The organism is Photobacterium lucens, from assembly GCF_009873615.1.
Lineage (GTDB): Bacteria > Pseudomonadota > Gammaproteobacteria > Enterobacterales > Vibrionaceae > Photobacterium > Photobacterium lucens.
On record NZ_SSMG01000092.1, the window covers coordinates 1 to 10,484 of the forward strand.

Annotated in this window: 8 protein-coding genes and 1 riboswitch; of the genes, 5 read left to right on the top strand and 3 right to left on the bottom strand. The window is 40.4% G+C overall.

Going from position 1 to position 10,484, the window contains the following annotated elements:
• Window positions 1-211 precede the first annotated feature (211 nt).
• Together lptA and E5A76_RS04905 are read left to right on the top strand one after the other, a co-directional pair.
• Complete coding sequence (lptA, locus tag E5A76_RS04900; RefSeq protein WP_053989359.1) at window positions 212-703, top strand: lipopolysaccharide transport periplasmic protein LptA; 492 nt, start codon at window positions 212-214, stop codon at window positions 701-703.
• Window positions 704-849: 146 nt separating this feature from the next.
• Complete coding sequence (locus E5A76_RS04905) at window positions 850-1,317, top strand: GNAT family N-acetyltransferase (protein ID WP_053989358.1); 468 nt, start codon at window positions 850-852, stop codon at window positions 1,315-1,317.
• Window positions 1,318-1,376: 59 nt separating this feature from the next.
• Here E5A76_RS04905 and E5A76_RS04910 read toward each other — a convergent pair whose 3' ends face one another.
• A complete protein-coding gene (locus tag E5A76_RS04910) occupies window positions 1,377-2,528 on the bottom strand; it encodes an iron-containing alcohol dehydrogenase (RefSeq protein WP_161118261.1) in 1,152 nt (383 codons plus the stop codon).
• A 230-nt stretch (window positions 2,529-2,758) separates the two neighbouring features.
• On the opposite strand from E5A76_RS04910, the gene E5A76_RS04915 reads away from it, so the two are divergent.
• From E5A76_RS04915 to E5A76_RS04925, 3 genes are all read left to right on the top strand, one after another.
• Window positions 2,759-3,688, top strand: a complete 930-nt coding sequence (locus E5A76_RS04915; protein WP_161118262.1) for an AraC family transcriptional regulator — start codon at window positions 2,759-2,761, stop codon at window positions 3,686-3,688.
• A 159-nt stretch (window positions 3,689-3,847) separates the two neighbouring features.
• The gene (locus E5A76_RS04920; RefSeq protein WP_053989355.1) at window positions 3,848-4,462 is read left to right on the top strand and encodes an NAD(P)H-dependent oxidoreductase; all 615 of its coding nucleotides are present in this window, start codon (window positions 3,848-3,850) and stop codon (window positions 4,460-4,462) included.
• 10 nt (window positions 4,463-4,472) lie between these two features.
• Complete coding sequence (locus tag E5A76_RS04925) at window positions 4,473-6,413, top strand: monovalent cation:proton antiporter-2 (CPA2) family protein (RefSeq protein WP_161118263.1); 1,941 nt, start codon at window positions 4,473-4,475, stop codon at window positions 6,411-6,413.
• Between the two features lie 62 nt (window positions 6,414-6,475).
• On the opposite strand, the gene E5A76_RS04930 is transcribed toward E5A76_RS04925, so the two are convergent.
• Window positions 6,476-8,893: a family 20 glycosylhydrolase gene (locus E5A76_RS04930; protein ID WP_161118264.1), complete on the bottom strand. Its 2,418-nt coding sequence runs from the start codon at window positions 8,891-8,893 to the stop codon at window positions 6,476-6,478.
• Between the two features lie 372 nt (window positions 8,894-9,265).
• A complete protein-coding gene (gene thiD / locus E5A76_RS04935; protein WP_161118265.1) occupies window positions 9,266-10,117 on the bottom strand; it encodes a bifunctional hydroxymethylpyrimidine kinase/phosphomethylpyrimidine kinase in 852 nt (283 codons plus the stop codon).
• An 80-nt stretch (window positions 10,118-10,197) separates the two neighbouring features.
• Window positions 10,198-10,298, bottom strand: a riboswitch (TPP riboswitch).
• Window positions 10,299-10,484: the final 186 nt, after the last annotated feature.

Below are 10,484 nucleotides of genomic sequence, written 5' to 3' on the forward strand. Positions count from 1 at the left end.
GTAGTTTAATCATCTAAAAAGTGGCATTTAACCATCAGATAACATTAATTTTGACTATTGTGATATAAGAAAGACTAAACTTTGTGTTAGCCCGTGTTTTTACTGTAATAAAAAACACTATTTAAAATTATTCTCACCATTGTCCGCTATTAATTGATTTTCAAGGTATAATGGTTAGAGATGAAAGCAATAATGAAGTAGAAGACTAAGTATGAAATTAAAGCTATTTACAGCTGGATTAATGTTGCTACTGAGCTCATCGGTATGGGCTGAACAAACGCAAAATCAATTACCTATTCATTTATCAGCAATCACACAAGATGTTGATGTAATTAATAATGTAACGACATTGACAGGTAAAGTAGACATCACTCAAGGTGGTGTTCAGATCAAAGCAGATAAAGCTGTTATTAAACTTGATAGTAAAACTAAAGATCTGAAAAGTGTGGAAGTTTATGGCAAACCAGCTTACTTCCACCGTGTAATGGAAGATGGCAAAGTCGTTGATGGTGAATCTTTGTATGGTATCTACACACCATCAAATAATATGATGGTGCTAAAAGATAAAGCAAAAATCACCCAAGATGGTAGCACCATTAAAGCGGCACAGATCAGCTACAATTTAGAGACACAAGTGATGAAGGCAAAAGGTTCGAAGAAGAGCCAAGTGAATACCGTGTTGCTGCCTGAAAAGTTAAAGTAATCGTCAGCCAACAAAAAATAAGGAGTGCATTGGCACTCCTTTTTTATTGTTTTTTAAGATTTAACACTTTTTTTGCACGATGTTCATTGAGTTGAGCCATTATTACGAACATAGATAAAACGAATATATAAAAGAAGGTATCTGCAGTGGAATTAGTACAAGTTAATGCCTCAAACCTATCAATTTACTTAAATCTTACTCAGGCTTATGAGGCTGAGTTCTCTCCGCTTACTAAAAAAGTGCCTGATAATGATGGAATGTTTGCATTAGATACGCCAGTTGAAGGCAATGTGATGGGCTTTCTTTTATATTTTGATGGTGTACCTGCAGGACTTGCTGCAATTGCCGATCATGGCAATTCTCACTATGAAGTATGTGATTTCTACGTTGTACCTGTATTTCGTAAGAATAAAGCAGGACAACGTTTTGCTCACAGCCTATTTTCAATGATGCCGGGTGAGTGGGAAAGTAAGCAAATTGAAGGTGCTGAGCATGCTATTGCTTTTTGGCGTCGTGCAATTGGTGCTTACACGAATGATCAATATGTTGAAGATATTTATCACGATGCGTATTGGGGCGATGTGACTCGTCAACGTTTCACTATTACAGTGTAATGATGGCTGAAAAATAAAAGGGAGCAATGTGCTCCCTTTTTTATTGTTGTACTAATGAATTATAACGCTGTCATTAGGATTTCACGACTAATCGGAAGGGTAACTTCTTGACGCTCACCTAATGCTACCATGCCATGTTTCTCAAGACTTGCTAAGATCACATCAACATCTTTCTCATTGAGTTCAACATCAGCAAGGCGAGTTGGTACACCCATTTGTTTAAAGAATGCAATGGTATGTTCAATCGCAGCATCAATGCGCTCATCAGTTGTACCTGATGTTAAACCGAAAATACGCTCACCAAATTGCAGTAACTTGGCTTCTTTCTCTTTACGGCGTACTTTCATTACTGCTGGTAATACAATGCTTAATGTACGCGCATGATCAATACCATAGTTACCTGTTAGTTCATGACCAATCATATGGGTTGTCCAATCTTGTGGAACACCTACACCGATCAAGCCGTTCAGTGCTTGGGTTGCTGACCACATGATGTTAGCACGTACTGCTAAGTCGTCTGGTGTTGCAAGCGCTTTAGGACCTTCTTCAACCAGTGTATGCAATAGACCTTCAGCAAAGCGATCCTGTACTTTTGCATTAACAGGGTAGGTTAGGTATTGCTCCATGGTGTGAACAAATGCATCAACTACACCATTTGCCACTTGGCGTGGTGATAAGCTTAATGTGGTTTGTGGATCAAGCACAGCAAAAGCCGGTTTAACCAGAGGTGAGCCAAAGAACAGCTTGTCTTTACCACGAGAAACAACTGAACCACCGTTACTTTCAGAGCCTGTTGCAGGTAATGTAAGCACACAGCCAAGTAGCACTGCTTGTGTTACAGGCTCTTGTTTCAACAGAATATGCCAAGGATCTTCACCTTGATAGCAAGCGGCTGCAGCAACAAATTTAGTACCATCAACCACTGAACCACCACCGACAGCAAGTAAGTAATCATAACCTTCAGTTTTTACTTGCTCGACCGCTTTCATTAGTGTGTCGTACTGGGGATTCGGCTCAACGCCAGAAAACTCGCCCCAATTGAAACCTTCTAATGCGTTAGCAACTTGCTCGTAAACACCGTTTTGTTTAATTGAGCCGCCACCATAAATAACTAACACTTTTTTATCTTTTGGAATAGCAGTACTGATTGCGGCAATTTGACCTTGACCAAAGTGAATACTAGTAGGGTTTTGGTAAGTAAATTTGTCCATTATTGGCTCCGATATCTATAACTGACAGATAGAAATGTTGTTGTTCTTTTCGGTTGTCAGTTTAGGGGAATCACGGTGTAATTACATACATAATCCTCTTTAATTCTTGCCTATTTCTATTTTATTTGGCGAGGGCGAGTGATTTGTATGCTATGGTGAAATCTTGTCAAAGACAGCCGTTATGAGTATCTACTCATTATGCTTATTGAATTAATACCGAGTATCGATTGATGAACGAGAAGTTAAAACAGCAACTTGCAGATACAGCTGAAGCCTTGTGTGAATACTATGGTATAGCCGATCAAACCAATCGCGTTCATACATTACTATCAGGGGTGCGAATATTTCGGATTGATCGTTACCATAGACTGACTCCTCAAATGTACGAGCAAGGTATTGTTATTATATTTCAAGGAAATAAGATCGGTCATTTGAATCAACATCAGTTTGGCTATGATGTAGAACGTTGCTTGATTGTGACTACACCTTATCCTATTAGTTGTGAGACTTTTGCGTCACCAGAGACACCATTAATGGGGATTAATATTGATTTAGATATTAATGTTATCAGTGAGTTAGTCTCAATCATGCAATCTGAGCATCCGTATTGGAAAACTGAAGATACGCGCTGTGGTGTGGCGACATCGCAGATGACAGAAGCAATGTACCTTTGTATGTTGGAATTATTATCAATTTTGCATAATCCTCTTGATACTAAAGTACTTGGTACGGCTTTGCTTCGACGTTTCTTTTATTATTTATTGCAAAGTGATCAGGGCTATTTATTAGCGCATTATTGTGAGCAAGATAGCTCATTGGCAAAAATTGCATCAGTGCTTAGCTTTATACAGGGCAACTATGCTCAAAAGCTGAATGTGAATGATCTGGCTGAGATGGCAGGTATGAGTGTTTCTGTTTTTCATAAAGTGTTTAAGCAAGTGGTTACTGATCCTCCGTTGCAGTACATCAAAAAGATCCGTTTAAATCATGCAAAAACCCATATGTTGCAGGAAGGATTAGCGGCTAATTTAGCAGCGCAGCGGGTTGGCTATGAAAGTGCAGCACAGTTTAGCCGTGAATTTAAACGCTATTTTGGAGTGCCGCCAAGCCGAATTGATGAAAGTGCTGGATACATATCAGGGCATGAAAGTAATCGTTAATCATTATTTTCTTGAAGCCGTAAAAAGCTTTGATATTGTGTATAGTAGTATCCCTTAAAAGAATGTAAGTTGTTGTTTGTTAGTCTTATGTGGAACTTTAGTTGCTATTAAGTGTCACATTGCCGTCGTAGCATGAATAATGATTAAAACAGGAAAATTATGCCTGAGTCTCAACCGAAAATACTGATTTTATTTGCTCATCCGTCGCAAAACCGCTCAGAAATCAACGTGCCATTATTTAACGCATCAAAAACTATTTCTAATGTGACTTGCGTTGATTTATATGCGGAATATCCCACTTATCGCATTGATATTGATAGAGAACAACAACGACTACGTGAACACGATGTGATTGTGTTTATGTTCCCTTTGTATTGGTATTCCACACCATCGTTGTTAAAAGAGTGGCAAGATCTTGTGCTTGAATATGGCTTTGCTTACGGCAGTGAAGGGAATGCGCTGGTTGGCAAAAAATTCTTTTGTGCTTTAACCGCTGGTGGTCCTGAATCCAGTTACCGTAAAGAAGGTTTTAACCATTTTACTATTCGTGAGTTATTGCAGCCGTTGGAGCAGATGGCTGAATTAACAGGCATGGATTTTCTCGCACCTTTTGCTTTGTTTGGTGCAGGCACTGCTAATGAAGAAAAACGTATTGAACAACATATTCATAACTGGAAACGAGTGTTAATTGCGATTCAAGATCATAAGTTCAACTATGATGTGGCGAGCAAGTTATCAAAGATGAACCACAGCTTAGAGCTGATCATTAAATAGAGCACGCATTATGACAGGATATTTTTTACAGGCTTTCATCTATTTGGTGGCAGCAGTGATTGCCGTACCGTTAGCTAAGCGGCTAGGTTTAGGCTCGGTATTGGGTTATTTAATTGCAGGGGTCGTGATTGGTCCTGTGATTGGTTTAGTTGGTAGTGAAACCACAACGATTCAACACTTTGCTGAATTTGGCGTAGTAATGATGTTGTTTGTGGTGGGCTTAGAGCTTGAACCAAAAATGCTATGGGGCATGCGACATCGCCTATTAGGCTTAGGCGGTTTGCAGGTGATTGTGACTGCTCTTGCGGTTATGGGGATTGCGCATCTATTTAATATTGCATGGTCTTATGCCCTTGCGATTGGCCTTATCTTTTCGCTCTCTTCTACAGCGATTGTGCTGCAAACTTTCAGCGAGAAAGGGCTTAGCAAAACAGAAGGTGGTAAGAGTGCGTTTTCTGTTTTGTTATTCCAAGATATTGCTGTGATCCCAATGCTGGCGTTGATCCCATTATTAGCTGTACCAGAGCTGGTGGAAAAATCGCAAGCCGTAGTGGCAAAAGCGGCGGAGCACCATGAAGAGCTTAGTTTAGTAGCGGGGCTTCCTGGCTGGGCTTATGCGATTGTGGTGATTTTAGCAATTGCTGGTGTTGTGGTTGGTGGACATTACTTAAGTCGTCCATTGTTCCGTTTTGTGGCGTCATCTGGGCTACGTGAAATCTTTACTGCGACGGCATTGATGCTGGTTATTGGTATTGCAGCATTAATGAGCCTTATTGGTTTATCACCGGCATTAGGTACTTTCCTTGCGGGTGTTGTGCTGGCAAACAGTGAATTTAGACATGAATTAGAGTCTAATATCGAGCCATTTAAAGGTTTGTTATTAGGATTATTCTTTATCACTGTCGGTGCGGGTATCGACTTTAGCGTGCTGTTTGATCAATTCGGTACTGTTATTGGCATTACTGTTGGTGTGATGCTAGTGAAGTTTTTGGTGCTGTTATTGCTATCATTTATCTTCAAGGTGAAGGGAAGTGATCGCTGGTTATTTGCGCTAAGTTTGGCACAAGCCGGTGAATTTGGTTTTGTATTATTAAGCTATACCGTACAAAACAATGTACTACCTGAGTCAATAAGCCAGACGTTATCGCTAGTTGTTGCGTTATCGATGTTCCTAACTCCGGGCTTATTTATCTTGTTTGATCGCGTTATTTTGCCACGCTTTAGCGAAGCGAAGAATGAACGAGAAGCTGATGAAATTGATGAACAAGGTAAAGTGATCATTGCCGGTATTGGTCGTTTTGGTCAGATTGTTAACCGCTTATTGGCATCGAATGGTGTAAAGACTGTGGTACTCGACCATTCGGTAACGCAAATCGATAACATGCGTCAAATTAATATTAAGAGTTTTTTTGGTGATGCGACGCGCCATGATTTGCTCCATACCGCAGGTATTGAAGAAGCAAAATTGTTCATTGTTGCCATTGATGATAAAGATCGTGCGACAGAGCTGGTGCATTATGTGAAGCAAACATATCCTCATGTGCGTGTGCTAGCACGTGCTTACGATCGTGGGCATCATTATTCACTACGCTGTGCAGGGGCTGATTATGTGATCAGTGAAACCTATCGTTCTGCATTGGCATTAGGTACAGAAGCGTTGAAAAATCTTGGCGTACATCCATTTAGGGCTGAGCAGCAAAAAGCCACCTTTGTGGAAACAGAAGCCAAGAGTAAAGAAAAACTTTATCAAACATGGGCAGAAAGTACCGATGAAGATCGCTTTAATACCTCTTATGTTGAGCTATTCATGCAGCTAGAGACAACTTTAGGTGAAGCGATGAAACAAGAGCGTACAGACAAACATACTAAGTCTGAGCGTGGTTGGACACCGCCGCCAAAGCGATTTAATGAAGAAGTAGAGCAAGATTTAGTGGATAAACACGATAGTTAATTGCTTGATACAGATAGATAAAAGGAGCCAATTGGCTCCTTTTTTATTAATGGTTATTGCGGTTAGTAAGCATGATTGAGTAGTGTTTCGACCGGGTAGACAACTGCCACGATTAGCTCATCCTGGATCGGTTTCGCTTTAGCAATCATTTGTTTGATTGTAGCTATCTGCTTTTGGTCGAGCTTTTTACCTGATTGAATCATATCGACTAATTCAATGCCTGTGCGTGATAACAAATCAACTTGCTGAACAACAGGTTCCACTTGTGTCAGTAGGTGGTTACTAGCAATAATTGGCATCACCGCTTGGGTATTCTCAGCCCAGCGTTGGAACATTGCTTTAATATCAGTGCTAAGTGCTGCGTTATTTGGATCTTTTACAAAGGCGTTTACCTTTTGCGTTAATGCTCTGACTTCTAAACTTTCAGGTGGCAAGGTGTCAGCTAAACGGTTTAGCGGATCGAACTGATCGTAGTTTTCGTTCACCCATTTCTCATGGTGGCGATGATAGTATTGTGCTTGTTCAATGGCTTCTGATAGCACTTGCAGTGGTGCAATATCATGTCCATTAGCAAGGCGTTTTAGCCCTACCATGCTGTTCCACTGATGTTGTAATCCTACCGATAGTGTTGACCAATCATCCATGGTTTCCATACGTTGATACATGCTGTCTTCATCTGTGATAGACACATCTGACCATAGGCGCTCCGCAATCACGTACGAGCGAGGCCACATTCGTAATTCGAGCGTATCGTATTTAACGTTTTCAGCCCATAGAGTGATTTCACCACCAAGAATACGATCTTGTTGTTTTTGAGCTAATTCAACCGGTTTAGGTGCAGTTGGGTATTGACTGCCTTCGATGTTTGAAGCTGCAATTAACTTACCTGTCATTGGATAGTTGGCATTACCGACCTGCATATCACCAGTGAGAATGCCATCTTTTAACACTACTTTTGGCATGGTTTGACCCATCCAAGAGTCCATCCAGAATTGGGTGACACCCTTAATAGTTTGGATATCAAAAATGGCGCGGCGAGATTTACCTTTGTAATCGATAAAGCCACGTTGAGTGCCATCCTTTGCGGTAATTAAAGTAAATGTTCCTGTTACAGCGCTGCCTTTTTTACGAGGGGCTGTAAATTCCCAAGTTTGCCATTGCTCACCTTCGGCAACGACATCATCAACTTGCAGTGGCTTTGGCATCGGATCATTACGATAGTGCATGGCTGCAGGTTGTGCCTGATCAATGTAATAACCCGTTGAAAGAATTCCTTGATAACCATCGTTAGCAGATTCACCTAAAGAGTCGTGACCACGCCAAGATTGGATCACAATACTCTTAGGGAGATCTGGGTGATAGGTTTCATCCCAGCCGATCATTTTTCGTTTATGGCGTTTTAAAATCTGCTCGACGCGTTGGTTAAAATAAGCGTGAAGGGCGAGTGCATCTTTTAAATTATTTTCTTTCATGAAACGCTGAACATGGGCACTGTTATTCCATTGCTCAGGATCTACTTCATCACCACCAATATGAATATATTCGTCAGGAAATAGTTCGGTAACTTCCGTAATTAAGGTGTTAATGAATTCATAGACTTCAGGTTTCGTCGGATCCAGTAATGGTTTATGAACGCCCCATTTACGCTCTATTTGATAATCTTTTACTTCGGTCATTAATTTTGGGTAAGCCGCGGCAATTGCGCTGGCATGACCAGGTAGATCCACTTCAGGAATGACTCGAATACCAAGACTATTGGCATACGCCACCACATCTTTAATTTGTTCTCGGGTATAAAAGTGTCCGTCTGAGCCTTTCTCTTGTAGGTTAGGGTAGGCAACAGATTCTAAACGCCAGCCTTGATCATCGGTTAAGTGCCAGTGGAAAGTATTGAGTTTGGCTGATGCAAGTCCATCAAGTTGACGTTTAATGACATCAACAGGAATAAAGTGACGAGCCGTATCAATTAATGCGCCACGCCAAGGAAAGCGAGGTGAATCTTCAATGGTGACGGTTGGAATATTGAATCCATTGGTATCTGCTTGAATCAACTGTAAGAAGGTTTCAATACCACGCATTGCCCCATAAGGCGTATTAGCGGTTAATTTTGCTTGTTTACTGGTGACTTCTAACTGATAGCTTTCATCTTCTTTGGCGCGCTGTACTTTTGTTGGTGCAGGCGCTTTAACATCAATCGTGAGGGTTGGTGTTTGGTTTTTTGCTTGAATCGGTGTGGTGAGAAATAGCCCTGTTTGTCTTTCAATGCGGTGATTTAAGCGTTCAACCAATGAGGTTAATCGTGGTGAAGTGAAGCCTGTTAATTGGGCATTGAAATGACGATCAATCACTAAAGGGGCACTATTGGTTAATGACACTTGCTGAGGGTAAGGCATTAACTGAAGATCTGTATTAGGTTTTGCAGCCATAGTAGGAACCGAACATAGTAAGGCAATGCTGAATGCTAAAGGTTTTAAATTCATATTTTTCTCTAAGCGATGGTGAGCATGGATAACTTTTTGAGTTAATTTAGTCGCTTGGAGGTAAATATCCTGAAAATTAGGTTAAAAATAAGAGCTTTATCTTAGCCATCAGTCTTAATCATTCAGTGCTAGATCACGGAATATCATGTTTTTGTTGTATTTATGTTATGGATAAAGAAACAAAAATGACAAAGTTGAAGGCGTAAAATTGCTAAATTACAAGATAAGTGTGATCAGTGCTGAAGAATGAAAAATATTTGACGAAAAATGACAAAGAGTAACGGAGTTACATTGTTGTTGTGATGTTCGTTCATGTGGCTATCCCTCATTTATCGTATTGATATATGAGGGATATTTTATTGCTATAACAGTTTAAGAGCCGTGATTATTTGCTGTATCAGCATGTAGCGCAAAGAAATGATCAACAGGACCATGCCCATGTCCGATATTGAGTTTATCTGCATGTTGAATCGCAGCGGTAATATAGTGCTTTGCCAGTTGTACCGCAGACATAAGAGAATAACCTTGAGCAAGATAAGAGGCGATAGCTGATGATAAGGTACAACCTGTGCCGTGGGTATTACTGCTTTGAATTCGTGGTGCAGAGAAGATTTCTATCTCTTGCGGCAGGATAAGTACATCATTACTTTCATTTGTGTGTTCAAGGTGTCCACCTTTAAGCAAAATTGTTTTTGCACCAAGTAAACGTAGCGCATTTATCATGGCTAACATGCCCTCTTGGGTATTGGGAGTATCTAATTGTGTTAATGCAGCAGCTTCTGGCAGGTTTGGAGTAATGATATCAGCAAGTGGCAGCAACTCGGTTTTAAGGGTTTTTACGGCTGTTTGTTTTAATAAAGGATCGCCGCTAGTGGCAATCATCACAGGATCGACCACTAAAAACTTTGGCTGATATTGGCGAATTTTCGCCGCGACAAGCTCAATGATATCGCTATCAGCAAGCATACCAATTTTCACTGCAACAATGTTTAAATCATTAAATACAGCATCTAACTGTTTTTCAATAATCGACAAGGGGATAGGGTGCACAGCTGAAACCCCAAGGGTGTTTTGTGCTGTGATAGCGGTAATCACAGAACACGCATACCCACCGGTAGCAGATATAGCTTTGATATCCGCTTGGATACCTGCTCCGCCACCGCTATCTGATCCGGCAATGGTTAAAACGATGGGCGTTGTAGCTTTATTGAAAGTGACTGACATAGCATATCTCTATAATAAAGCGTAAGAAGTGCTTGCCTAAAAAGCAGGTATGATTACTTACCTTTTAAGCATCAACTGAACCGCAATTGATTTTAGTTCCTTACGCCAGTACTAACTGGTTCAAGTAAATACGGGTTCCACATAGGTGTGATCTCAGCACAAGGCTCCCCGACTAAGGGCTATATAGTACCAAAAATGTGACTAGCTGACTTCTGTTAACACTAATTTGTGATACTGAGTCAGTTAATAAATTTGATTTATTTGTAGTTAACGTAACGAAAAAGCTATTTAGTTGTTAACCTTGTCTAATAATTTACATTTAGTTAAGAAAAATATTATCTTTATTGGGAATTAAATATGTAACCAA

Excerpts from the sequence above, each read along its gene's own strand:
- E5A76_RS04910 (WP_161118261.1), bottom strand. The coding sequence starts at position 2,528 with ATGGACAAATTTACTTACCAAAACCCTACTAGTATTCACTTTGGTCAA.
- thiD (WP_161118265.1), bottom strand. The coding sequence starts at position 10,117 with ATGTCAGTCACTTTCAATAAAGCTACAACGCCCATCGTTTTAACCATT.
- lptA (WP_053989359.1), top strand. The coding sequence starts at position 212 with ATGAAATTAAAGCTATTTACAGCTGGATTAATGTTGCTACTGAGCTCA.
- E5A76_RS04925 (WP_161118263.1), top strand. The coding sequence starts at position 4,473 with ATGACAGGATATTTTTTACAGGCTTTCATCTATTTGGTGGCAGCAGTG.
- E5A76_RS04915 (WP_161118262.1), top strand. The coding sequence starts at position 2,759 with ATGAACGAGAAGTTAAAACAGCAACTTGCAGATACAGCTGAAGCCTTG.
- E5A76_RS04920 (WP_053989355.1), top strand. The coding sequence starts at position 3,848 with ATGCCTGAGTCTCAACCGAAAATACTGATTTTATTTGCTCATCCGTCG.
- E5A76_RS04930 (WP_161118264.1), bottom strand. The coding sequence starts at position 8,893 with ATGAATTTAAAACCTTTAGCATTCAGCATTGCCTTACTATGTTCGGTT.